The following is a 25,194-nucleotide window of genomic DNA, read 5'->3' as shown; positions in this document are numbered from 1 at the left end:
AGGGCTCATTAAGAGCCCTTTTTTAATATCCAGATATTGGTAATAGAAAACCTAGCTGTAGTCGTAACTACGCAGCGCATCAATACGCTTATCTAACGGCGGGTGGCTCATTAGAAGTTCAGTCATTGAACGTTTACCGTTAATACCAAACGCCATCATTGAACCCTCTAACTGTGGCTCATGGCTCACTTTTAAGCGCTCTAAAGCAGCGATCATTTTGTGGCTACCGACCAGTTTCGCAGCACCATAATCTGCATGGTACTCACGGTGACGGCTGTACCACATGGTAATGAAACTTGCTAGGAAGCCAAACACAAGTTCCAGCGCCATAGAAACACCAAAGTAAACCATCATATTACTACCCTGGCCTTCTTCGTCACTGTTATTAGACGCAACAATGTTTGCAATAAAGCGAGATAAGAAGATAACAAAGGTATTCACCACACCTTGCATTAGTGTCATCGTTACCATGTCACCATTAGCAATATGGCTAACTTCATGTGCAAGTACCGCTTCAGCTTCATCTCGAGTCATGCTGTGAAGCAACCCAGAAGAAACAGCCACTAGAGAGTCATCTTTTTTCGCACCCGTTGCAAATGCATTGATATCTGGCGCATCATAAATCGCTACCGTCGGCATACCAATACCCATTTGCTGAGCTTGGCGACCAACCGTTTCAAGCAACCAATGTTCAGTTTCATTTCGTGGACTTTCGATTACAACACCACCAACTGACTTAAGAGCGATTTTCTTAGACATTAGAAGCGAGATGAAAGAACCACCAAAACCGAATACTGCGGCCATCACCAATAGACCAGATAAGCTACCCGGCTGCATTCCCGTAACGGCATAAACGATATTAAGTACAACACTTAATACAAGAACCACAGCTAAGTTAGTGGCTAAGAACAACATTATACGCTTCATTACTTTTCTCCGATGGGAAGCTATTTAATATGATGATAATAAATTTTATCCATCACATTTTATACATATAGTTTAAACGTAAATAAAACAAGGTTCAGCGTTAAATTGAAACATTTGTTTTCTATCATCAAGCAGAGAGTTACAACTAGATTAGACTTTGGTCTTATTGTACTTAAGTGGTAAAAATATTAGATTTCGTATAGAACAAAGTGCGCCCACGAAAGATAAGGATAAATTATGGTGGAAGCTAACAACTATCAAATGGCTATTGATTTACTTTGCTGTCATCTAGGCATCTCTGAAGATGAAGCAAAACAACAACTTGGTATCAATTCTGAACAGGAAGTCTGCAAAAAGGTAATTGATACTCAGCAAGCATTAATGGGTTTGGTTCAAGAGAAGTAAATTCATTAAATATTAAAAAGGGCTGCTCAATGCAGCCCTTTTGCTATCTAAATTTCTGTACAGAATCGTTGTTTATTCAGACAGTAAATCTAAATCAATAAATTTACCTAAATCAGTACGTTTCGCAGCAGGGATGTATGGTATTTCACCAAGCTTAGGCGCGCCTAACTGATTCTCCAGTGTTTCAATCAACTCAGGGTAATACTCAGTACCCGGGTTTATGCGATTTGCTATCCAACCAACAAGGTTAAGCCCATCCGCTCTGATCGTTTCTGCAGTTAATACCGCATGACTTAAACAACCAAGTTTGATACCAACAACAAGAACCACTGGAAGCTGTTCCTGTTTAACCCATGTAGAGAGATAGTCAGTATCTGAAACAGGTACTCGCCAGCCACCAGCACCTTCAACCAAAACAACATCTGCGTTTTTCTTATGCTGCGCTAGCTTGTCACTTAACACGGCATAGTCAATTTCGATATTCTCACGTCTTGCAGCAATGTGCGGAGACGATGCTAGCTCCAATGCGTATGGATTCACGTCATCATAGCTTGCTTCAAGCGTTGCTGCTTTTTGTAGATGAAGAGCATCAGAATTACGCATGCCTTCATCTGTTTTGTCACTACCCGCTGCAACTGGTTTGTAGCCGATAGTGTTTAATCCTTTGGTAGCCAAAGCGTGTAAAACAGCTTTAGATGCTACGGTCTTGCCTACGTCGGTATCCGTACCAGCGATAAAAATTGCATCAATCATCGATGAATCGCCCCTAAACATACCTGATAAGTGACAGGCAGTTGATTTTGATGGTTTTTAAAGACTTGGTACTCTTGTTCAACTTGAATCAAAGCCTTACGACTTGTGAGACCTTGTGAGCGCCCGCTTACGTGATTGGCACCAATGCCTTTAAGATCACGCATCACTGAAAACGCAGAGTCGTACCAAACGGTAATTTTGTCAAAGTCTAGTTGAACGTTGTTAAAATGAGATTGCGCTAACGCAATTTTTACCTGATTAGATGAAATAAACGTGTTGATATGTTGATATTTATCAACCTTTTTCCACGTATGTTTTAACTCGTGTAACGAACCGTCTAACAAAGTTGAAAAATATGCCACACCCTTTCCAGTTAGTATTCGATGAATCTCTTTCATTGGAACAGATAAATCTTGGCACCATTGAAGAGCTAAACTTGAAAATACATAGTCGACACTCTCTGCGCACAATGGAAGGCTTTCGGCATCTGCCACGTAATATTTTATATTATCTTCACCACAACGGGATCTCGCTTGTTGCAACATTGACGAGGACAAATCTACGCAGATAACTGACGCACCGCGATCCAAAAGTATTTTTGAAAAATATCCCGTTCCGCAGCCAAGATCAACAACGACACTACCACTTAAGTCTAACGGCATGCGCTCTAATAATTGATGACCTACATCGCGCTGAAATGCTGCGTGCTTATCATAGCTTGATGCCGCCTTACTAAACGCAGCGGCAATGTCGCTTTTATCTTCAATATGCTCACTCAATGGGAGTACATGACACTCTACATTAGTAATATTCGTCATCTATTTAGTTCTCCCAATACTTCCTGAAGGCAAGTTGACAATTGTTTGACCTGACTAACCGAATGAGCAGCCGTTAACGTTACGCGCAAGCGAGCCATATTGACTGGGACAGTGGGGGTACGAATCGCTGTAACACCAAAGCCTGATTGGTTGAGGTGATTAGCCGCTTTAATCGCGTTCTCGGTACTGCCGACAATGATCGGATTAATCGGTGTTTCAGTTTCTATCACTTGTTCAAAGCTGTGCAGTCTTGAATTAAAAACAGACCTTAATTCTGTCAACTTTTCGCGTCGCCAATGCTGCGTCTGGATCATAGTGATGGCATGAGACAGTGCATACGCCTGAGATGGAGGAATAGCGGTAGAATAAACATGATGACGAGCAAATTGAGTGAGATAATCGCCGGTATCACTGTCACACAAAATCGCTGCGCCAGATAAGCCGAACGCTTTGCCAAAGGTCACCACCAAAATATTGGGTTTAACACCCTGGGCGTAGCAACTCCCCTGCCCTTCATCACCAAGAACACCAATACCATGAGCATCATCCACTGCTAACCAAGCTCGGTTCTTCGTGGCTTCAGCAATAGAGCTCAGTGGAGCAACATCACCGTCCATACTGAATACACCTTCCGTCACAACAAAACGGTTCGAAGTATTAGCTTCGTTCGATGACAATAATTTTATTAAATGTTCAGTATCATTATGTTTAAAGCGGCGCATGTTGGCAGGAGACAAAATACCTGCCTCCATAAGCGAAGCGTGATTCAGTTTGTCTTGATAGAGTTCGTCACCCTTCTCGAGCAGCGAAAAGATCAAAGCTTGATTAGCACTAAATCCAGATGAAAAGAGTATGGCACGATCAAAGCCCAACCATTCGCACAGCGAACTCTCTAGGTTTTGATGGGCAGGACTAAACCCTGTAACTAAAGGCGATGCGCCACTACCACAGCCATAGAGATCCAACCCCTTTTGCCATGCTTGAAGCAGCTCTTGATCATTCGCTAACCCCAAGTAATCATTACTTGAGAAGTTAACCAATCGCTGGTTATTTCGGATTAGTTCCGTTGTATTGCCATTACGGCTTGCCACTAATGAACGAGTAAGCCCTTTTGAGCGTCGTTCACCCAGAGCTTGTTCAATACGATTTTTAAAACCATCATTCATAAGTCTATTCTTCAAAAGCCTAGGCTTACTTAAATTGAGGCTTCGTAGAACAAGTCATCTTTTGTCGGGCGTGCTGCTACTCGTTCAGTGACTTGTTCCAATAGATCATTTTCCTGTATCTCATCAGGTTTTTGTACCACTTGCTGACTATTGATACCCAACTTAGCAAACAGCTGCATATCTTTATCTTCACCTGGGTTTGGCGTCGTTAATAGCTTACAACCATAAAAGATCGAGTTTGCGCCGGCCATGAAGCAGAGCGCCTGCATTTGTTCATTCATTCCTTCGCGACCAGCAGATAATCGAACTGCCGATTTCGGCATCATAATTCGAGCAACGGCAATTAAGCGAATGAAGTCAAATGGGTCGACGTCATCTACCTTTTCAAGAGGTGTCCCTTTCACTTTCACTAACATATTTATTGGAACACTTTCAGGTTGAACAGGTAGGTTTGCAAGTTCCACAAATAGTCCGGCGCGATCATTTGCACTCTCACCAAGGCCGATAATGCCGCCTGAACAAATCTTCATTCCTGCATCACGCACATGCGACAGTGTATCCAAGCGATCTTGGTAAGTACGGGTAGTAATAATATTGCCGTAAAACTCAGGCGAGGTGTCAAGGTTGTGGTTATAGTAATCCAAACCAGCATCAGCCAATTTCTTCGCTTGTTCTGGCTCTAGCATGCCAAGTGTCATACACGTTTCTAGGCCAAGATCCTTAACACCTTTAATCATGTCAGTTAGATGTGGCATGTCACGCTCTTTCGGATTTTTCCAAGCCGCGCCCATGCAAAAGCGAGTAGAACCTGCAGTTTTTGCTTTTTGAGCCGCATCAAGAACGCGATCCACTTCCATTAATCTTTCTTTTTCGATATCTGTTGTATAACGAGCACTCTGTGGGCAGTACTTACAATCTTCAGGGCAAGCGCCTGTCTTAATAGAAAGTAAGGTACTAACTTGAACATGGTTATGCTGTTGAAACTCTCTATGGACCAATTGCGCTTCAAACAATAGATCCATGAATGGCTTTTGCATTAATTCCTGAACTTCTGCATGAGTCCAATTGTGACGTAATTGCACAGAGCTTTCCTTATTAAGTAATTCATCATTATTGTTATGGATACTTGGCTAGTGTACGGATAAGCGATAGACTGTCAACAATAGATGAATCAACGAGTTTACAGTTGATTAAGAAACGAACAATTAACTCTATGAGCTTGAAAATGGATTTAGACTTCGACAAAAATCATATTTGGCACCCTTATACCTCAACGATTAAACCACTAACCTGTTACCCCGTAGTTGGCGCTCAAGGTGTACATTTGGAACTAGAGAATGGCACCAAGCTTATCGATGGTATGTCTTCTTGGTGGTCAACCATTCACGGCTATAATCATCCTCATTTGAACCAAGCTGCGCATGATCAAATCGATAAAATGTCTCACGTCATGTTTGGCGGTATAACTCACGATCCGGCCATCAACCTTTGTAAAAAGCTCGTTGAATTGACGCCAAGTAACCTAGACAAAGTCTTCTTGGCCGACTCAGGTTCGGTCGCTGTCGAAGTGAGTTTAAAAATGGCACTTCAATATTGGCATGCCAAAGGTGAGCAGCGACCTAAGTTCTTAACGTTAAGAGACGGGTATCATGGCGATACGTTTGCCGCCATGTCGGTAACCGATCCTAATAATTCAATGCATAGCTTATATAAAGGTTTTCTTCCTGAGCATATCTTTGCCAACTCACCGCAAGTTGGATTCTGGGATGAATGGAATGAAGCGGATCTTGATGACTTTAAGCTGAAACTAGAAACACACCATCAAGAAGTGGCCGCCGTGATTATGGAGCCGATAGTTCAAGGCGCTGGAGGAATGAGAATATACCACCCTGACTATCTAAAAGGTGTGCGTCGCTTATGTGATCAGTATGGTGTTCTTCTCATCCTAGATGAAATCGCTACTGGGTTTGGTCGAACAGGAAAGCTGTTTGCCTGTGAACATGCAGACATCCAACCGGATATCCTCTGTGTTGGTAAAGCACTTACTGGCGGCTACATGACACTTTCAGCCACGATTACTACCAAACATGTTGCCGATACCGTGTGTGGCGGTGAAGCAGGTTGCTTTATGCACGGCCCGACATTTATGGGCAATCCGTTAGCGTGTGCCGTTGGTACAGCTAGCCTTGAACTCATTGAGCAAGGTGACTGGCAACAACAGACAGAGACCATAGAAACACACTTTTCTCAGGCATTGCCCAAGTTACTCGAGCATGAATTGGTTAACGATGTTCGTTGGTTAGGGGCAATTGGTGTGGTAGAGACACACAAAAGCGTAAATATGGAAGAAATACAGGCCCACTTTGTTAAACAAGGGGTATGGATTCGCCCGTTTGGTAAGCTAATTTATATGATGCCACCGTTTATTTGCACTAAAGATGAAGTACAAAAGTTAATCGATGCCGTTAAAAGTGCGCTTCAAAAGACTGAGTGCTTTTTATAAAAATACCGACATTTGGAGGGGTCTCCACTCCTCCCTAACACTCTCGGATATAGTCAATAATAGTTTACTTTATCTCTTCATCGAGCACCCAATGGTGAAATGCTCTTCTTTCCATTTTTGAGGCCGCTTTGTACCATACCTTTACTTGCTCTAAGCTAAGCCCACTATCATTACTTTTTACAGGCAACTGCTTTGGTTGCTCATTTGATTTGGTAACCTGACTTTCCTCACCGCCGGCCTGACTCGAAATCATAATGTCATTCGAAAACTCAATGCCTCTACTTTCATTGTAATCACTCACAATGGATCCTAAATCAAGAAATGGCATCGCACCCTGCTTTTTAGGTAGCGGTTCTTGGGTAAAGTCGACCTTCTCACCGTCTTGTGTCAATTGCCAACCTGGAACTGATTGTCTAAAAGCACGATTGGCTTCTGAGACACTTCTTGCTACCGGATGACCAATTTTTATTTTATCACCAGAAACTAAGACACTAAGTACATAAGGGTCCGAAGTGAACACCTTTCTGCTGCCTCCCCTACCCAGTTGTTTATCCATTCGAACAATAAGTTGATTTTCCCCTTTAGGTATTTCGTTCTTACCAATCTTTGACTTAGCTTCGTGGCCATTAATGTAAAGAATAGATACGCCTTGGGCTGGTGTTAATGTTGCTGAACTTGCTGAAAAAGAGATGATACAGGCGACGAACAGCACCCAGTTAAACTTAAGCATTTTCCTGTAACTCCATAAACTTAAAAATTTATATAGCGTTAAAGTTAGACTGAATTAGTTTGATATAAATATGTAAATCAACGAATAAAAAAGCCACCTTTCGGTGGCTTACAAACGCATATAATACTAAGTGGACGGCTTAGATTAGAAGCTTGCTGCGATACCTACTGCAAAACCAGTATCGTATTTAGCGCCTTTCTCATCTAGACCACCAACTTCAGCGTAAACTGACGTGTTTGGAAGAAGTGCATAGCCTGCGTTTAGGAACCAAGAGTCAACATCGTTTTCACCTGCGATGCTGCTGCTGTGGTTGCTGTAACCAGCTGCAAATGTTGTGTTACCCATAGTGTAATCAGCAGCTACTGCAATTACATCTGTATCGATGTCTTTAGTACCTGTATCGATGTCTTTTGATTCACCCATGTAGTAACCAATTTCTAGGTTAAGGTTCTCAATACCTGCATAACGAGCTTCTAGAGCAATAACAGTTGATTCGTTGTTAAGACCTGAACCCTTTAGTTCTGCATCAGCGTAGAAACCAGTGAAATCAAAACCAGCTACACGGTAACCTAGTTTTACATCGTATGCGTGACCATCACGAGAAATATCATTGTCGTTGTGCTTGTCTTGAATTAGACCGAAACCACCGTAGAAGCTACCGTTGTCATAGTCGTAACGAATTGCTTCATTACCGCCATCTACGTTGTCACTTACCCAAGCATCAATACCAAACTGGTAATCTGCACCAATACCAGCATCATCAAGTTGAGTCGCTAGGCTACCTACTTTGATAGAACCGTAATCAGCAGTGTAAAGACCAACGAAAACATCACCAGCACTTACGTTACCTGGTAGGTCGTTTTCATTTAGAGCAGAAATCTCGTAGAAAGCACCAATCTGGAATTGCTCGTTAAATTGGTAACGAGTATCAAAAGCAAGGTTTGCATCGCCAAAGCCTTGTTTGAAATCATTTTCATTGTCAACGCCGTCAACTTTTTCTGCGCGGTCTAGCATGTAGAATACTTCAACATCACCAGCCATGTTAACTGTAACGTTGTCTTGATTGAAGATTTCAATTGCGTGAGCTGACGTTGCTGTTGCTGCAACAGCAAGAGCTAATAGAGTTTTTTTCATTATAAACCACTGCCTATTTTATTAATTGTGAATGCCTTTGCTGGCACCCTATATTTATTGGTCAAGGTAAAAGGTCTAAGCGCCTTATTCCCCGCTCCAAATTCGAGGCAAGCTTGCAAAAGTTGATGAAGAGAGTCAAACAACCATCCAATCACAAAAAAACCACAAGCAAACCACAAATCGAAAGCATAAAACCCTTAAAATACAATGGATTAAATTAAAACCCAGCACGACAGATGGGATATAAAAAAGTGACATTTAACTGATTATTTATAAAATAAGAAAAAACACAAAACACAAAACACCAATAAACGGAATTTAACAAAGTTTAAATTCACCAAATAAACCAAATAACAACACAAGCAGTGAATAACACCAAGGATAGAGATATCATAAAATACATTCTAAATTCATGGATGCTTTTGTGCACAACATCTAATATCTAGCTATTCAGAAAAAAATGCGGCTTCTATATTTAAGTTTTTCATTTAGTCGGCATACGTCAATATTCACCTCTATTAACAATTAAATGGCTAATAAAACGAGAATAAAGCGTTAAAGTTAACTCACAGCTCGGAAGGAAGTGAGCTTGTGTTTGCGTGTGTGGTAGGGAGACGGAGGAGAAAACGAAAAAAGGAGCACTAGGCTCCTTTTTAACAACCTTTAAAGGCTTATTCTTGATCGATCATCCAGCGGCGGAACTCTTTACGTTCTGACTTAGACGCTTTCAAGTACCATGCTTTAAGCTGATCTAGGTTTTGTGTGTCTTCAATAGCGAGCTGTGGCTGTGCGGCTGGCGTTGTCTCTTTCGCCATTTGCTTATCTGATTTAACTGCGTCTGTTGTCGACGTGCTAGCTACTGCAACAGTCGTAGCCGCAACAACAGGTGCAACAGTCGCTGAGCTCTTTTTACCATCAACAAAGTAAATACCTTTGTCTGTATTGTAATCACTCACAACGGTATCTAAGCCCATGAATGGCAGCATGCCTTTTTTCTTAGGTAATGGCTCTTGTGTGTAGCTAATGTCACTGCCATCTTGAGAAATTCGCCATTGCGGCTCACCAGATCTAAACGCGTTTTCAGCTTCACTGGTACTTCTCGCCACAGGGTGGTTTAGTTTAATTTCATTCCCGGTAACGTTGAGACTCACCACATAAGGGTCTGAAGTGAATACTTTTTGGCTACTACCTTTGCCTATCTGCTTGTCCATTCTGATGACAAGTTGAGTCTCACCGTCTAATAATTCATTTTTACCAATTTTCGCCTCAGCTTCTTGACCATTAATATAGAGAATAGAAACGCCCTTTGACGGAATTAATGTTGCTGCATTGACGGAAAATGTGGCTATACAAGCTATCGATATAGCCAATCTAAACTTATTCACAATAAGTTAACTCCCTGAAGTAATACTTAAATTAAATGACGATATAACTGTATCACGTCGATGCAAAAACTAAAGTTATATCAATGGATCTATGAAACTAAAAAAGCCACCTTTCGGTGGCTTTTCAATTAAAGCTAAATAGTTAGCTATTAGAAGCTAGCTTTAACACCAACTGCTACGCCAGTTTCGCTGTCGTTTTCATCGTTGCCACCAACTTCAACATAAGCTGTTGTGTTTGGTGCAAAACCGTAGCCAGCATTAACAAACCAGTTACCGATATCGTCAACGTTTGCAGTGTTAACACCAGAGATGCTGTAACCAGCCGCTAGAGTAACAGCTTCGATTGTGTAATCTGCTGCGAATGCGATTGTATCAGCTTTTAATTTGTCAGAACCAGTTTCTTTAACATCAACTTGGTAGTAACCAAGCTCTAAGTTTAGGTTTTCAACACCGCCGAAACGACCTTCAAGGCCAAGGATTGACTCATCTGTTTTCGCATCAGAGCCAGTAGTTGTTAATTCTGCATCACCGTAGTAAACAGTGAAGTCAAAATCAGCTACACGTACACCAGCTTTAACATCGAAGTAGCCGCCATCTTTACCCATTGCGTCGACATCATGTTTGTCTTGAGCTAGAGATACTGTACCGTAGAACATACCTTTATCTAGGTCGTAACGAACCATTTCGTCAGCACAGAAAGAGCTGTCATTACTGAAAAACGAGCTAACACCGAACTGGTAGTCAGAACCTACACCAGCGTCATCTAGAGCACCACAAGTACGACCAATCTTAACAGAACCGTAAGATTGCGTGTAGAACGCTACGTAAGTATCACCAACAAGCGCTTCTTCGTGGTTTTTACCGTCGTCTTTATTAAAGCTTGCACCGTCAAACTCCCAGTAACCACCGAAAGACACTTCATCGTTCACTGCGTAACGTACATCAAATCCAAAATCTGCATCTTGGATTTCTTGTCTAAATTCAGAGTCTTTTGCTGTATCTTTTTTGTATACAACTTCGATATCGCCGTGTAGACCAACAGTCACACCTTCGTTGTTGTAAATTTCGATCGCTTGTACTGAAGTTGCTGATGCTGCGATAGCAAGAGCTAATAGAGTCTTTTTCATGATAATCCACTGCCTTTTCATTAGATGGGAAATCCTTGTCCGGTTCCCTTTAATTTGATGGAGACTCAAGCTCTTATGGCCCGATGTCACCTTCACTAAATTTCGTGGTCTAGATTGCAAAAGATAATCCTGCGTGTCAAATCTTCTAAAATACAACCTAAAAAAACATCTAAACGAACAAAATCAATAAGTTACATGTTTTTGTGCGTTTTTTTCGAGCCACTTCTTAGGTTTTACCCATGAAACATCAAAAAATTAACAAAGGCATTATTAAAAACAAAACACTACATAGCACACAGAAATGCCATAATTTCAGGATTAAAATCTTCGATACATGGTCATTTAGAGGTTTATATATTTTTACTTATAAAATTAATCTAAGTTTGTGAAGGTTCAACTTTTTTTTGTGAACAAGATCCAGATTTTCTCTAATAGCATTCAATTTCGTGAACTAAGTACACACTAGCTATTTGTGCTAACATCGCTTCGTCACTATTTAGGTCCCTGTATGTCAGCCAGTAAAATCCAACAATCTATTCGTAAAAGTTATCAAAACCTGCAGTTTCAGTTGGATAACTTTGTACCTCGTCGAGCGCAAAACTATCTTGTTGCAGAAATCACCAAGACGCTTTGTGGTGACTATCACAAAAAAAATCGCATTTTGGTGGGTGAAGCTGGAACAGGAATTGGGAAATCACTCGCCTATTTAATGGCTACAATCCCTATTGCTGTCTTCAATAATCGTAAGGTGGTTATCTCAACCGCCACAGTCGCACTTCAAGAGCAATTGATTAACAAAGATCTGCCACTGTTTCGCCGCATTACCGATAGAGAGTTCTCTTTTATATTGGCAAAAGGTCGTCAACGTTATTGCTGCGCAGAAAAACTCGCCTCCGCTAGTGGTGTCGATGGTGGTCAGTTAGCTATGTTCGAGTCAAAACCACAAAAGAATGAAGTTGAGTTGCTGCAAACCATGTATAAATCACTGGTTGGCGGAAAATGGGATGGCGACAGAGACTCTTGGCCAAAACCAATCCGTGATGAACTTTGGTACTCTATTGTCAGTGACAAGCATAGCTGTAATAACAGCCTACCCGCGCATCGCGCATGCCCTTTTCAGAAAGCACGTTCAGAATTAGATAAAGCCGACGTTATTATTGCCAATCACAGCTTAGTCATGGCTGACGCTGATCTTGGTGGGGGCGTTATCCTCCCTGAGCCAGAAAACACTATTTACGTTTTTGATGAAGCGCACCATTTACCGAGAGTGGCACGTGACCACTCTTCTGCTTCTGCCAGCTTAAAAGGGGCGGTGAGTTGGTTAGAGCGGTTGAATAAGCTTATTACCAAGTTTTCAAACCTTGCCGACGAGAAACGAGTCGGTCGCTTTCAAAATCAGCTGCAAGATGCCATTCAGCAACTGATCCCCTCTTTGACACAGTTAAGTCAAAGATTCGAACCTTCAGAGTTTGAAGAAGGTCGATATCGTTTCGAGAACGGTGAACTTCCATCATGGCTTGAGAAAGAATCTTCTGAGTTAAAGCAACTATCAAGTAAAGGCGCTCAGGCGGCTGCAAAAATAGCCGATTTAATAGCAGAGCGCTTAAAGGATGGAGAAATATCCAGTAAGTTAGCGGAGCCAGCACTGGCTGAGTTGGGTTTTTATTTACAAAGACTTGAAAATCTAGCCCAAGTTTGGAACTTAATGGCCGAACCTAAACGGGAAAAAGGCGCGCCTCTTGCTAGATGGATTGAGGTATCTAAGGATAGCGACAATGACTTTACCGTTAATGTCTCTCCGCTTGAGGTTGGTTGGCAACTAGATCAGCAATTATGGAACCGTTGTATTGGTGCGATTCTCGTGTCAGCAACAATGCGCGCATTAAACTCTTTTAGCTTTTTCTGTCATCAGACAGGAGTGAGCGAAAAACCCGATTCAGGAACACAGTTTTTGGCTCTAGCTTCACCATTCGATTATCAAAATCAGGCTGAGCTAATTGTGCCTGCCATGAAGTACGAGCCACAAGCACCTCAATATACTGAATATCTTATTGAAATTTTGCCTAAGTTAATTGAAGACAAGCAAGCTAACCTTGTTTTATTCTCATCCTATTGGCAGATGAACCAAGTAGCCGAAGCACTTGCAACTAGCTTCACGAAAAAAGGTTGGGCAATACAGGTTCAAGGGGACAGCTCTCGCATCGAAATACTGAATAAACACAAAACATTAATACAGTGTGGCAAGACGAGTGTGTTATTTGGTACAGGAAGTTTCTCTGAAGGGTTAGATTTACCCGGGGAACTGTTAGAGAACCTTATTATCACTAAGATACCTTTTGGTGTTCCAACCTCGCCCGTTGAGCAAGCGCACGCTGAATATATTGAGCAGCGTGGTGGAAACGCGTTTATGCAAATTAGCGTTCCCGAAGCGAGTAAAAAACTGATTCAATCGGTTGGCCGCTTACTGCGAAAAGAGCGAGACTCTGGTAAAGTGTACATCCTTGATCGCCGCATCGTGACCAAGCGCTATGGGAAGTCACTGCTTGACTCATTACCCCCTTTTAAAAGAACAATAAAATAGTCGTGTATAGCTAGTTCGTGATAACGAACAGCAATAACAGACACGACGATTAGAAATAGAAGAATATTTTATGGAACTACTTGAGCCAACCATGTTGGTTGTGCTGGCACTTGTCGCTTTTACCGCTGGATTTATTGATGCTGTAGCCGGTGGTGGTGGAATGCTGACCGTTCCTGCTCTTCTATCATTAGGCTTGCCTCCGCATATTGCGCTAGGAACAAATAAGCTTGCGGCAACCTTTGCATCATCAACAGCGGCTTTTACCTACTATAAGAAGAAGCTGTTTAAACCACGTTTTTGGATTAAAGCATTTATCGCAACTTTCATTGGAGCGGTATTTGGTACCTTAATCGTCGACGCTATTAGTACAGAGTGGCTTGAGAAAGGGTTACCGCTGGTTATTCTTGCTGCCGCTATTTATACGATTTTTCATAAAACGCCGCCGTCGAATAGTAATATTCTCCCAAAAGCTTGCCCTTCGATTAAAAGAAAACAAATTATTCAAGGTTTAACTCTAGGGTTTTATGATGGTGTTGCTGGCCCCGGAACCGGTGCATTTTGGACAGTAAGTTCAATGGCACTGTATCGACTTAATATTCTATTGGCATCTGGGCTTGCTAAAGCCATGAACTTTACAAGTAACTTCACTTCACTTGTGACCTTCGCCGTACTAGGACATATTGATTGGGTACTTGGACTCACCATGGGGGTTTGCTTAATGGCTGGAGCCTATGTTGGCGCACATTCAGCGATTCGTTTTGGCGCAAAGTTTATTCGGCCCGTTTTTGTTACTGTTGTAAGCGTATTAGCGGTTAAGTTGGCTTATCAAGCTTGGTTTGTCACTGCTTAGCTTCTGGTTTACTCGTGGCTTCTAACATGTCACCAGTTTAAACAAGTTTACCTATTTTTATACGAGTTGATTTATGAGCCAATTTGCTAATTTAAAACCGATCTTAGAGCAGCTAGCACACCAAGCGGCTCAACTAGATCGTAGTCGAGGGGAGCATCATCAACCTTTGTTTGATGAGCGCCTTTTCCATTGTCATGGTCGATTGCTTGTTCCGTGCGTAAACGAAACACAATCTACGTTTAAAACCATCACTCGAGAAGAACAAGCAAATAAACTGACTAAAGAGAGAGCTGAGTTTTTAACAGAAAGGTTGCTTGCTCAAATCAGTGCAATTCAACGTGAACTTTCGACTCAAGGCATACGCAAAAACGAGCCTAAGCACTCTAGCTATTATCGCAAGCCAATTAATGCACTCTATCAAGAGCTAGCCAAACACCAAGAGTGGGAGATCCGCCTGCGTGATATGGTCAGAGAAAAAGAACTCGCTTTGAAGCAAGCACCCTCGTTTCATCAGCAACAAGCTCAAAAAGCACTACTTGCTACAGAGCAAAGATTGCAACGTTGCCAAGAAGCAAAGCTTAAGCTTGAAAAGCAGATAACATTCAAAGAAAAGAATCAGTAATTAGGTCTATCGAAATCATGTCCAAAGAAACTCCGTCACCATTAGATAACGCACCAGATGAGATCAAACTCGCTGTCGATCTTATCTATTTACTTGAATCTAATGAAGTCGATATTGAAACTGCTCTTAAGGCTATCGAGATCGTAAAGTCTGATCTTGAATCAAAACGTTTAACTTCATAAATTTAATATTTTATAACTCTTTTAATTGGTAATCGCATGTATCAGCTCTCTTTCTCCTTAGATTCATTTTTGACTGACTATTGGCACAAAAAGCCAACAATCCTAAAAGGTGGATTCAAAAACTTTATCGACCCAATTAGCCCTGAGGAATTAGCAGGATTAACAATGGAAGAAGAGGTCGATTCTCGTTTTGTTTCAAACCTAAACGATAACTGGGTGGCAGAGCACGGCCCATTCGACGACAGCAAATTCAGCCAACTTCCAGAATCTCATTATCAGTTGATTGTACAAGCAGCAAACCATTGGCATGCAGGCGTTGCTCAACTAACGAAACCTTTTGAACCATTGCCTCAGTGGCTATTCGACGATCTTATGATCTGCTATTCAGCGGTAGGTGGTGGCGTAGGTCCACATATCGATCAGTACGATGTATTTATCATTCAAGGTAGCGGTAAACGTCACTGGCGTGTCGGTGAGAAAGACGTAGGTCAATATAAAGAGACACAGCGAACGGAAGCGTTAAGACAAATTGAAGGGTTTGATGCCATCATTGATGACGTTTTGGAACCAGGCGATATTCTTTATATTCCCCCAGGCTTTCCACACGAAGGCGTATCACTTGAACCTTCTATGAGCTACTCAATGGGTTATCGTTCTCCAAAAGAGCAAGAGCTTATTAGTAACTTTGCTGATTATGTTCTATCGCATGATATGGGCGATATTCATTTGCATAACCCTTCAATGCAGAGTCAAGACAAGCATGGTGAACTTCAATCATCAGATCTTACTATCTTGACGGAAATGATGACCAAAGCATTTGAAAATCCTGAAACGATTAAAGATTTTATGGGCACTATGCTTAGCCAATCCCGCCACCAGCTTGCGCTTTACCCACCAGAAGAAGATTGGACAAGCGAAGAGATTTCAATTCAACTAAATGGTGACACTACGTTTACTAAAGTCGCTGGTTTAAGAGCTCTGTATAACGAGTCAGAGCCTTGCGTCGCCTACATCGATGGCAACATGTATAAAGTGGCTACAGAGCAACAAGACCTATTACAGCGCCTTTGTAACCACGATACAATCTGTATGAGCGATTTAGACAGAGACTTTGAAAGTGCAGACGTGTCTTTAATTACCGAACTAGTCAATAAAGGCTACTGGTATTGTGAGGATTGCGAGTAAAGACTTAGGATCCAAATAGATTTTCAGTAATAAAAAACCAGCTCTAGGCTGGTTTTTTTGGATTAATACTGATGAGTGTATTTACACTTTAAACTGACTCACTAACTGCTGTTGACGCTCAGATAACGTATTAATCTGGCTTCCAACAGACTCAGACTCACCCGCTTGGCTCACAATCTGCGCACTCAGATCTCGAATATTTGAAACGCTTAAATTCACTTCTGCTGAAACCGTTTGTTGCTCTTCTGCAGCTCGGACTATTTGACTGTTCATATCGTTAATAGCGGCAATCGCTTCAAAAATATGGCTCAGTTCAGCCACAGCGGTATTAACTTGATTTGATGAATCATGCGCAAGTTGGTTACCCTCCTGAATAGCTTCAACCACATCTTGTGTTCCACGTTGAACCTTATCAATGACTTCTCTTATTTCTCCTACAGAAGCTTGCGTTCGGCTTGCTAAGTTGCGAACTTCATCTGCAACAACAGCAAAACCACGACCTTGCTCACCAGCTCTTGCTGCTTCGATTGCAGCGTTCAATGCTAACAGGTTTGTTTGTTCAGAGATCCCTTCAATGACCGTCAAAATCGCCGTGATATTCGCGTTATTTTTCGCAAGTTCTTCAACGATTGGGACTGCTTGAGTCATTTTATCCACCAAGGCACTCATTTCGTGTTGAGAGCTTTCAATCACTTGCTGACCTGACTCCGCTGCTTTATTCGCATCAGTGGCTGCTTGTACCGCTGTTTCGGCATTTTGAACCACTAGACTGGCTGTTTGTGTCATCTCTTCTGAAGCTGTCGCCACTAAGTCCACCTCTTTAAATTGAGATTCACTACTACTACGTGTTGCCATTGCTGCTTCTTTAGCTTGAATGGTTGTTTCAGCGACTTCATTCGTGGTTTGAACGACTTCTTTAATGGTAAGTTGAAGCTTCTCTAGGAACAGGTTGAAGCCTTGGGCTAACTGACCTATTTCATCTTGTGATTTAACATCCAATCGCTGAGTCAAATCGCCTTCACCTGAGGCAATATCATCTAGGCGGGCAACGACTTCTCTAATAGGTTTGACGATACGTTGAGCTAGTAAAGCAATCAGCCCCAGACCGATTAGAACAAACACACCACCGGTAAATAGTTCACTTTTAACACTCGAAGCAAGATTGTTCGAAAGAACAGTATCTAGTTCAATTGCATCCGCTACCACTACTGAGCGAGGCATCTCAAATATGACACCCCAAGTTTGGTTGGCGACTTTCATTGGTGCAAATACAGTAAGCCACTGATCATCACTACTCCAGCTGGTATCGAGTTCGCCTCCAAATAATAGGTCTGTCACTTTATCATTCGAAATAGTACTGCTCTGAAATTGACTTCCAATGGTTAAGCTTGGGTCATCACTAGCGATTAAAGATCCACTCAAGCTCAAAATATAGATACGTCCACTTCCATCGAATAAGCTCTGATCTGACTCCATAACAATATTGCTGAGTTGATCAAGCTTGAGATCAATACCGTAAAAACCAATAGGTACTTCATCTATTAGAATAGGGACGGAAATCGAGGCCGCTAAGAATTGGCCTTCATCTTGGATAACAAGTCTCGGTGTCGACACACAAACTTCACCGCTGCCAATAGGACAGTAGAAACGTTCACTTTCACTTGATTCAGCGAGTGCCTGCTCAGTTAAGACGTTTGCAATGATGTTTTCACCATTCTCAGCTGTCTTCCAATACGAAGCGAACCGCCCTATATCGTTAGAGCCTACATAATCAGCATCGATGTAATTGCTGTCTTCTCCGTCAAGTAAGTTGGGTTTAAAGACTAGGTATGCACCCTCTATAGAATCAAACTCTGCAACTGACTTACGGACCATTTCGTCAAGTGCCGTGCGAAGCTCTTCACTCGAACCGAAATTCTCTTCCGTATTGGTTTTAAAAAACAGAGCATTCGACGCAAGCATTTCAGCGCGATAGATCGCTTCATTTAAAAACTGCCCGACTTCAATTGCATTTAAGCGTGCGCGAGTTTCAAGAAGCTGCTGGGATTTTTCAATCACGGATTTTGAGCTTTGGGCTGTTATGGTCTTTTGATTTTCGATCGCATTATAAACAGAGAACCCAACTAAAGAGAGTGAGGTGATAAGTAGGCAGCATCCTGCAAGAAGTGTGATTTTCCACTGCACGGAAAGAGTTCGCATATTACATCCTTATAAGCAAACAGTTTAATTTTTGGTGTAGGTATTTTTTGACCTATTGAATTTAAGCACATTGTTTCAGTGGGTCAATCATAAGTTTAGTTAATTGTTAATAAAGTGGTCAATTACAGTAAATTGTTTTATCAATCACACCTTTGCCCTCATAAAATGAGGTGGTAGAATTTAACTCTAGCCTTTTAACCTTCAACTTAAACACGGATGACTTATGAAAATCGTCAGTTTTAATATCAATGGCCTACGAGCTCGCCTACATCAACTGGAAGCTTTGATTGAAAAGCATCAACCTGATGTAATTGGATTACAAGAAATCAAAGTACATAACGATGCATTTCCACTCGAAGCGGTTGAAGCTATGGGCTATCACGTCTTCTACCATGGGCAGAAAGCTCATTATGGTGTTGCCATGCTGTGTAAGAACAAGCCTCTTTCAGTGACCTACGGTTTTCCAACCGATAACGATGAGCACCAAAAACGCATGATCATGGTGACCGTCGAAAACGAACAAGGCGAACCTGTCACAGTTCTTAACGGCTACTTTCCACAAGGCGACAACATTACGCACGAAACGAAATTCCCATACAAAGAGCAGTTCTACAAAGATTTGATGAGTTACCTAAACCAAAACCACAGCAATGACGAAAAATTGGTCGTTATGGGCGACATCAACATCAGCCCTATTGATTTGGATATTGGTATCGGTGAACCAAACAAAAAACGCTGGTTGAAAACAGGAAAATGTTCATTCCAACCTATTGAGCGTGAATGGTTAAAGACACTTCAGGATTGGGGACTAGAAGATACCTTTAGAAACTTGCATCCAACCGTTGATGATAAGTTTTCATGGTTTGATTACCGCTCTAAAGGCTTCCCGGATAATCGTGGATTGCGTATAGACGTTGTCTTAGCAACACCATCACTTGCTTCAACCTGTATAGAAGCTGGGATTGACTATGAACTAAGAGGAATAGAGAAACCTTCCGATCACGCGCCCATTTGGTCAACCTTCTCTTAATGAAAACACTCTCTTAGTTCGCAGTGCCTACCTTATTTAGGACGGTTCAGGCCATCAAAAAAGGCTTCTTTTCAGAAGCCTTTTTCATCACTTGATTTTATCGCAGATCAATTAACTTAACGGTCTTAAATAAGCGAGGAAACGCTTCTCTGCATGTTTAAAGCACCACAGAATGATAAACGTCAAACCCATATAGAATAAGCCTGCAGCCAAAAAGGATTCAAACGGAGCGTAGTAACGAGCATTCACCAAACGTGCCGCGCCTGTTAGGTCCATAATCGTCACAATGCCGGCAACAGCACTGCCATGAAGCATAAATATCACTTCGTTACTGTACGCTGGAAGTGCTCTACGTAACGCACTTGGTAATATGATTCGGCGATATGTTTTAGAAACACTCATCCCATAAGCTTTGGCTGCTTCTACTTCACCCTTAGGTAGCCCGTTAATAGCACCTCGAATGATTTCTGCCGTATACGCGGATGTATTCAATACAAAAGCGACCAACGCGCAGAACCATGCATTTTCCCAGAGTGTGTCCTTAACCGGGAAGAATTGGTCCATGCCGTAGTAAATGAGATACAACTGAACAAGAAGAGGTGTACCACGGAAAAAATAGATAAATGCCCATGACGGCGCATTCCATAAGTAATTGGGGCTGTTTCTTGCGATGGCTAAGGGAATAGCGATAGTTAGGCCAAGTACAAGGGCACAGCTCACTAGCCAAGTGGTCGTCCACAGGCCATCAAGGTAGATAGGAAAGCTATCAATTAACAAAGAGAAATCCATCATCTACCTCGCATGAATACTAAATTTACGTTCAACCAATTTCAATAACCCGGTTGATACGCTGGTAAAAAATAAGAAAATAATTGCGACTGTCATATAAAAAGTGAATGGCATTTTGGTCGAACCCGCCGCTAGCGAGCTAACACGTACCATGTCTTCAAGACCAATGATTGACACGAGCGCAGTCGTTTTCAATAGCACTAACCAATTGTTGCCAAATCCAGGTAATGCATGTCGGATCATTTGAGGAAGTAATATTCGTCTGAATGCTAACGTCGCACTCATGCCATACGCTTTCGCTGCTTCCAATTCACCTTTATCTACGGCCATGATCGCACCACGGAATGTTTCCGCCATGTAAGCACCAAAGATAAAACCTATTGTAAGTACGCCAGCAATAAACGGGCTAACATCGATATAGTCAGGTAGGTAAGCTGTCCATTCATGACTAGGATCAGAGGAAGCAAACCATTCATTAAGCCACTCGTTCATCGAGTAAAGACTATTATTTAGTAAGATCTGTCCGCCAAAAAAGATAAGCATCATCAGCACTAAATCGGGAATTCCACGAATAACGGTTGTGTAGAGTGTAGCAATCGCTCTAGCCCAGCGGTATGGAGCGAGCTTAGCTAATGCACCGAGCATGCCAAGTATCATGGCCAGTATAAGCGACAGTATCGCGACCTCGATGGTCAAAACTGCCCCTTTTAATATTGAGGCTTCATATCCCTGTAAATCTAACATGTGTTAGTTCCTAGTCCCTAGGTTATAAAAAAGAATATCTGGTCATTGGGTACATCAATTACTAGGAACCAACAACCAGATATCGATTAAGACACTGTTATTTAGATATTACTGACCATATACATCGTAGTTGAAGTATTTAGCTGCAATCTCTTGATACACACCCTTCTCTCTTAGAGAAAGAATTGCAGCATCTAGAGTTTTAGTTAGACCTTTATCTTGCTTACGAACCGCAATACCAAAGCCTTCACCAAACCATTTTGGATCAGTTAATGAAGGACCAACGAATTCGTATGCTTCACCACCTGCTTTATTTAGAACGCCTTCTTCAAGTGCTGATGCATCACCCAACACTGAAACGATACGACCGTTTGCTAGATCAAGGTAAGCTTCATCAAATGAACCGTAACGTACAACTTCTACTGAGCTACCGTAGTTATCAGTTAGGTATTTGTCGTGCGTTGTTGCGCGTTGAACACCAATTTTAACGCCTTCAAGTTTATCGAAGTTTAAATCTGCGCCTTTTTTAGCGATGAATTTGTTTGGAATCAGAGCGTATTTTCCTGTGAAGTCGATACGTTTTTTACGCTCTTCTGTAATAGACATAGCCGCAATGATTGCATCGTATTTACGCGCTAGTAGTGATGGAATAATACCATCCCAATCTTGAGGTACGATTTGACACTTCACTTTCATCTCTTCACAAAGTGCGTTCGCCATATCAACGTCAAAGCCCTTCAGTGAACCGTCTGCTTCAGTCCAGCTAAATGGAGGATAAGCACCTTCAATACCAAAGCGGACAGTTTTCCATTCTTTCGCTTGGGCAATACCTGATGCTGCTGTTGCAGCAAGTGCTGCTACTAGTAACCACTTTTTCATTTCCATACTCCTGTGATTGAAATTTATTATTAAACTTCTATTTTTTATTTAACGGTTTTTATTAAACATTATTATTAAGCTGTTCGTTACTTGAACGTTAGTTATTGAACAGCGGTGTTGTGCTTACAGATCTATTAGACCGATTAAATTGCTCTAGTAGATAGAAGATATAAATTGTTGCAGTCGCTCCGACTCAGGGTTTTTGAACAGTAGCTTTGGATCACCCTGCTCTTCCACCTTACCTTGATGCAAAAACATCACATGATTTGAAACATCACGAGCAAACGCCATCTCGTGGGTAACTACTAACATTGTGCGGCCTTCTTCGGCAAGATCACGCATAACCCCAAGAACTTCACCAACTAACTCGGGATCAAGTGCTGATGTCGGCTCGTCAAATAACATAACCTCAGGATCAACCGCTAATGCACGTGCAATAGCAGCACGTTGTTGTTGTCCACCGGATAGGTGACCTGGGTAATAGTCTTTGCGCTCGTACAGCCCTACTTTTTTAAGCAGTAGCTCTGCATTTTCAATAGCTTGTGCTTTCGGTACACCAAGTACATGGATTGGGGCTTCAACTACATTTTCTAAGACGGTCATGTGTGACCATAGATTGAAACCTTGAAATACCATTGCAAGACGTGAACGGATACGTTGAACTTGTTTCTCATTGACGGGTACAGCTTCACCTTGACGGTTGTTTTTCATCTCGATCAATTCACCATTGACCCATATATCACCAGCTGTTGGTGTTTCTAATAAGTTGATACAGCGTAAAAAGGTACTTTTACCTGACCCAGAAGAGCCTATGATAGAAATTACATCACCTTTATGAGCTTCTAATGAAATGCCTTTCAGCACTTCATTTTGACCAAATGTTTTGTGCAGTTCTTTTATATCTAGCGCTGGTACATCTTTCATGCGCTCGTACTCCCTGTTAACTATGACTGCTGGGCTCCCCCCCACATTGCGATTCAAATTAGCACCACTAAGAAATAGATGCAACAAATTATTAACCTGTGTTTTTAGGATATATAGCCACTTTATATGAGTATTAATTCAAACATTAGCCAATAAAACTAGTAGACTCGCATAAAACAAACAAATGAAATCATTAAGCCAACTTTGCAGATGTTAATGAATTTATAAAAACTAGATATAGTTCAATATTTATTGACGTCACTTTCCCTTATTGATTAAACATCTAAAATAAAGACAACATGTAATTAACTCATGTATCAATAAAATTGATGACAACAGAGCTGACCATCAATTTTTCTTTAATAAACAATAACTTCGATTACGTAGCTTTATTTCACATTGTTTTGTAACCTGATCAAGATCAATCACGCCTAATAGCAAGCAGGCTAAACTTGCAAAAATTTTTGAATATTTAAAAAAACGATACATGCTCTCTCTTTTGTTAAGATTTAGCACATATCTCGTGCCACTCTAGCGGTCTATTCATAGCGCTGGATTCGGATTGAATAAATAACTACTTTTAATATGGGGAATCTATGTCAGACGCAGTGAATAACCCTCACTCTGATTCGGATATTGAGAACAAGAGCTACCAAGAGCTCCACCGTCCAGCATCTGAGTTTGCTAACCGTTCAGATTATCTAGATCATGAACTGCAAATTATGAAGCCACGCCGCTTTGGCCTTAACTTACCAGGTCGTGACTTCCGATTTGAATTAGAAGACTTAGTGCCTGCACTTGCTGGTACAATTGGCATTATCGCGATGTATTCTGCGGTAATGATGTCTTGGGCTGACGGTCTAACCGCAGCATGGGATCACGTTGAGTTAGGTAAAGATTTCGCCATCGAGGTTGCTCGTGTTGAGATGCTTATCCCTGCTTTACTATTCTGTATCCTAGCGTCTGGTATTTTTAACCCTAGAGCAAACTTAGCCGGTAACCACGGACCAATGATTCCATTGATCGGTAGTATTGCATTAGCGGGGGCGCACCCTCTTGCACTTGCAATCTTGCTAGGTATTTTCGGACTTCTACTCAGCTACTTTAAAGGTGGTTCAAAGCTCGTTAACCTCACCTCTCAAGGTACAGCCGGGGGCTTATTAATATTCCTCGGTTTTACTGGGGTCATGAGTCAAATAGGTTCAATTCAAGCTTGGGCAACAGGTTTGCAGTCTGCGACGGTTGAAGCAGGTAGCCTTGGCTATATCGGTCTTGTTGTTCTTGGTTTAAACATTGTTGTTTACGCCATTTTGGCAAAAATCAACAAACGTTGGTTAGCGATTCCTGTGTGTGCCTTTACTGGCCTTATTATCGCACTGGGCCTTGGTGCAGGTTTTGACCTTACATTTGAAACTGAAATGGGCATTCCAAACCTAAACCCTGTTTACTGGTGGGGAAGCACTGAACAAGGTTGGCAGTTAGGTCTTCCGAATCTTGAGCACTTCATTGCATCACTACCGTTTGCTATTCTTGCGGTTGCTATGTGGTCTCCCGACTTCCTTGGTCACCGTATTTTCCAAGAGCTGAACTACCCACGCAAAACAAATAAAGTTCTTATGGACGTTGATGACACTATGACTATGTGTTCATTCCGTCAAATGGTTGGTACTGCAGTTGGTGGTGGTAACATCACTTCATCTTGGGGTACTTACATGATCCCTGCGGCGATTGCTAAGCGTCCTATCCCTGCTGGCGCAATCTTGCTTGGTTCTATGTGTATCATTGTTGCAATCCTTGGTTTCCCGATGGATGTTGCAGTATGGCCACCAGTAATGCGTGTTGCTCTTCTTGTTGGTGTATTCTTACCACTTCTTGAAGCTGGTATGCAGATGGTTAAGGATACTAAAGACTCACAAGCGGCTGGTATCTGTATCTTCGGCTCTGCTGTTGTGAACCCAGTGCTTGCATGGGCTCTAACAATGCTTCTGGATAACAACGGCCTTATTGGTGATAAAGAGCGTGCTTCTAAGCTATCTTTCGTTGATAAGATCGTAATTCCTGGCGGTGTATTGGTTATCTGTCTAATCGCGATGTTAGCGGTAGGCATGCTAGAGACTCAATACGGCCTGAAAGCTTGGTTATAGATTAAAAAATAGTTTGGGTGATGGTTTTATCATCACCCTTTTTTTCAACTTTTTTTTACTTTTATTGATTTAGTTTAAGGTTTGCAAAAAAATTTTAGTGTATAGTAACCCTAAATG

General features: G+C 41.7%; 23 protein-coding genes. 9 read left to right on the top strand and 14 right to left on the bottom strand.

Features of this window, described 5'->3' with window-relative positions; translation table 11 throughout:
- Positions 1 to 51: 51 nt before the first annotated feature.
- Complete coding sequence (gene htpX / locus L4C54_RS10705) at positions 52 to 927, bottom strand: protease HtpX (protein WP_428802340.1); 876 nt, start codon at positions 925 to 927, stop codon at positions 52 to 54.
- Positions 928 to 1,164: 237 nt separating this feature from the next.
- Between htpX and L4C54_RS10700 the strand changes: the two genes are divergently transcribed.
- Positions 1,165 to 1,332: a hypothetical protein gene (locus L4C54_RS10700; protein WP_428802341.1), complete on the top strand. Its 168-nt coding sequence runs from the start codon at positions 1,165 to 1,167 to the stop codon at positions 1,330 to 1,332.
- Positions 1,333 to 1,404: 72 nt separating this feature from the next.
- Here the strand turns inward: L4C54_RS10700 and bioD are convergent, their stop codons facing one another.
- The 4 genes from bioD to bioB are packed head-to-tail and all read right to left on the bottom strand — an operon-like array spanning position 1,405 to position 5,151.
- Positions 1,405 to 2,085, bottom strand: a complete 681-nt coding sequence (bioD, locus tag L4C54_RS10695; protein ID WP_428802342.1) for a dethiobiotin synthase — start codon at positions 2,083 to 2,085, stop codon at positions 1,405 to 1,407.
- Entirely contained in the window at positions 2,082 to 2,903 is an 822-nt protein-coding gene (bioC, locus tag L4C54_RS10690) for a malonyl-ACP O-methyltransferase BioC (RefSeq protein WP_428808162.1), read from the bottom strand. The genes bioD and bioC overlap by 4 nt, the downstream gene beginning before the upstream one ends.
- On the bottom strand, positions 2,900 to 4,069 hold the full coding sequence (gene bioF, locus L4C54_RS10685; RefSeq protein WP_428808161.1) for an 8-amino-7-oxononanoate synthase: 1,170 nt from the start codon (positions 4,067 to 4,069) through the stop codon (positions 2,900 to 2,902). The genes bioC and bioF overlap by 4 nt, the downstream gene beginning before the upstream one ends.
- 29 nt (positions 4,070 to 4,098) lie before the next feature.
- Entirely contained in the window at positions 4,099 to 5,151 is a 1,053-nt protein-coding gene (bioB, locus tag L4C54_RS10680) for a biotin synthase BioB (protein ID WP_428802345.1), read from the bottom strand.
- A 143-nt stretch (positions 5,152 to 5,294) separates the two neighbouring features.
- Here bioB and bioA point away from each other — a divergent pair, with 143 nt between their 5' ends.
- Positions 5,295 to 6,572 (top strand): adenosylmethionine--8-amino-7-oxononanoate transaminase, encoded by a 1,278-nt coding sequence (bioA, locus tag L4C54_RS10675; protein WP_428808160.1) that lies wholly within the window; start codon positions 5,295 to 5,297, stop codon positions 6,570 to 6,572.
- Positions 6,573 to 6,636: 64 nt separating this feature from the next.
- Here the strand turns inward: bioA and L4C54_RS10670 are convergent, their stop codons facing one another.
- From L4C54_RS10670 to L4C54_RS10655, 4 genes are all read right to left on the bottom strand, one after another.
- Positions 6,637 to 7,302: a DUF2057 family protein gene (locus tag L4C54_RS10670; protein WP_428808159.1), complete on the bottom strand. Its 666-nt coding sequence runs from the start codon at positions 7,300 to 7,302 to the stop codon at positions 6,637 to 6,639.
- Between the two features lie 144 nt (positions 7,303 to 7,446).
- Complete coding sequence (locus L4C54_RS10665; protein WP_428808158.1) at positions 7,447 to 8,436, bottom strand: porin; 990 nt, start codon at positions 8,434 to 8,436, stop codon at positions 7,447 to 7,449.
- A gap of 671 nt (positions 8,437 to 9,107) precedes the next feature.
- The gene (locus L4C54_RS10660; protein ID WP_428808157.1) at positions 9,108 to 9,821 is read right to left on the bottom strand and encodes a YccT family protein; all 714 of its coding nucleotides are present in this window, start codon (positions 9,819 to 9,821) and stop codon (positions 9,108 to 9,110) included.
- A 149-nt stretch (positions 9,822 to 9,970) separates the two neighbouring features.
- Entirely contained in the window at positions 9,971 to 10,948 is a 978-nt protein-coding gene (locus L4C54_RS10655) for a porin (protein ID WP_428808156.1), read from the bottom strand.
- 508 nt (positions 10,949 to 11,456) lie between these two features.
- Here L4C54_RS10655 and dinG point away from each other — a divergent pair.
- From dinG to L4C54_RS10630, 5 genes are all read left to right on the top strand, one after another.
- Positions 11,457 to 13,529 (top strand): ATP-dependent DNA helicase DinG, encoded by a 2,073-nt coding sequence (gene dinG, locus L4C54_RS10650; RefSeq protein WP_428808155.1) that lies wholly within the window; start codon positions 11,457 to 11,459, stop codon positions 13,527 to 13,529.
- Between the two features lie 70 nt (positions 13,530 to 13,599).
- A complete protein-coding gene (locus tag L4C54_RS10645; protein ID WP_428802350.1) occupies positions 13,600 to 14,379 on the top strand; it encodes a sulfite exporter TauE/SafE family protein in 780 nt (259 codons plus the stop codon).
- Positions 14,380 to 14,452: 73 nt separating this feature from the next.
- Complete coding sequence (locus L4C54_RS10640; RefSeq protein ID WP_428802351.1) at positions 14,453 to 15,001, top strand: primosomal replication protein; 549 nt, start codon at positions 14,453 to 14,455, stop codon at positions 14,999 to 15,001.
- A gap of 17 nt (positions 15,002 to 15,018) precedes the next feature.
- Positions 15,019 to 15,183: a pleiotropic regulatory protein RsmS gene (gene rsmS / locus L4C54_RS10635; RefSeq protein ID WP_428808154.1), complete on the top strand. Its 165-nt coding sequence runs from the start codon at positions 15,019 to 15,021 to the stop codon at positions 15,181 to 15,183.
- Between the two features lie 36 nt (positions 15,184 to 15,219).
- Positions 15,220 to 16,368: a ribosomal protein uL16 3-hydroxylase gene (locus tag L4C54_RS10630; RefSeq protein WP_428808153.1), complete on the top strand. Its 1,149-nt coding sequence runs from the start codon at positions 15,220 to 15,222 to the stop codon at positions 16,366 to 16,368.
- Positions 16,369 to 16,449: 81 nt separating this feature from the next.
- Here L4C54_RS10630 and L4C54_RS10625 read toward each other — a convergent pair whose 3' ends face one another.
- The gene (locus L4C54_RS10625) at positions 16,450 to 18,567 is read right to left on the bottom strand and encodes a methyl-accepting chemotaxis protein (protein WP_428808152.1); all 2,118 of its coding nucleotides are present in this window, start codon (positions 18,565 to 18,567) and stop codon (positions 16,450 to 16,452) included.
- 223 nt (positions 18,568 to 18,790) lie between these two features.
- Here L4C54_RS10625 and xthA point away from each other — a divergent pair, with 223 nt between their 5' ends.
- Positions 18,791 to 19,597: an exodeoxyribonuclease III gene (gene xthA / locus L4C54_RS10620; protein WP_428808151.1), complete on the top strand. Its 807-nt coding sequence runs from the start codon at positions 18,791 to 18,793 to the stop codon at positions 19,595 to 19,597.
- 111 nt (positions 19,598 to 19,708) lie between these two features.
- Here xthA and L4C54_RS10615 read toward each other — a convergent pair whose 3' ends face one another.
- From L4C54_RS10615 to L4C54_RS10600, 4 genes are all read right to left on the bottom strand, one after another.
- The gene (locus L4C54_RS10615) at positions 19,709 to 20,386 is read right to left on the bottom strand and encodes an ABC transporter permease (RefSeq protein ID WP_428802536.1); all 678 of its coding nucleotides are present in this window, start codon (positions 20,384 to 20,386) and stop codon (positions 19,709 to 19,711) included.
- Between the two features lie 3 nt (positions 20,387 to 20,389).
- Positions 20,390 to 21,130 carry an ABC transporter permease gene (locus L4C54_RS10610; protein WP_428802356.1) on the bottom strand — a complete coding sequence of 247 codons (741 nt, stop codon included), beginning with the start codon at positions 21,128 to 21,130 and terminating at the stop codon, positions 20,390 to 20,392.
- A 108-nt stretch (positions 21,131 to 21,238) separates the two neighbouring features.
- Positions 21,239 to 22,009 carry an ABC transporter substrate-binding protein gene (locus L4C54_RS10605; RefSeq protein WP_428802357.1) on the bottom strand — a complete coding sequence of 257 codons (771 nt, stop codon included), beginning with the start codon at positions 22,007 to 22,009 and terminating at the stop codon, positions 21,239 to 21,241.
- A gap of 153 nt (positions 22,010 to 22,162) precedes the next feature.
- On the bottom strand, positions 22,163 to 22,933 hold the full coding sequence (locus L4C54_RS10600; protein WP_428802358.1) for an ABC transporter ATP-binding protein: 771 nt from the start codon (positions 22,931 to 22,933) through the stop codon (positions 22,163 to 22,165).
- A 596-nt stretch (positions 22,934 to 23,529) separates the two neighbouring features.
- Between L4C54_RS10600 and L4C54_RS10595 the strand changes: the two genes are divergently transcribed.
- Positions 23,530 to 25,077, top strand: coding sequence for a DUF3360 family protein (locus L4C54_RS10595; RefSeq protein WP_428802359.1), 1,548 nt, complete (start codon positions 23,530 to 23,532; stop codon positions 25,075 to 25,077).
- The last annotated feature ends 117 nt before the right edge of the window (positions 25,078 to 25,194 follow it).

Source organism: Vibrio lamellibrachiae, from assembly GCF_050337265.1.
Lineage (GTDB): Bacteria > Pseudomonadota > Gammaproteobacteria > Enterobacterales > Vibrionaceae > Vibrio > Vibrio kyushuensis.
The sequence above is the reverse complement of the archived record's forward strand: the minus strand, read 5'-3'. Positions and strand labels throughout refer to the sequence as shown.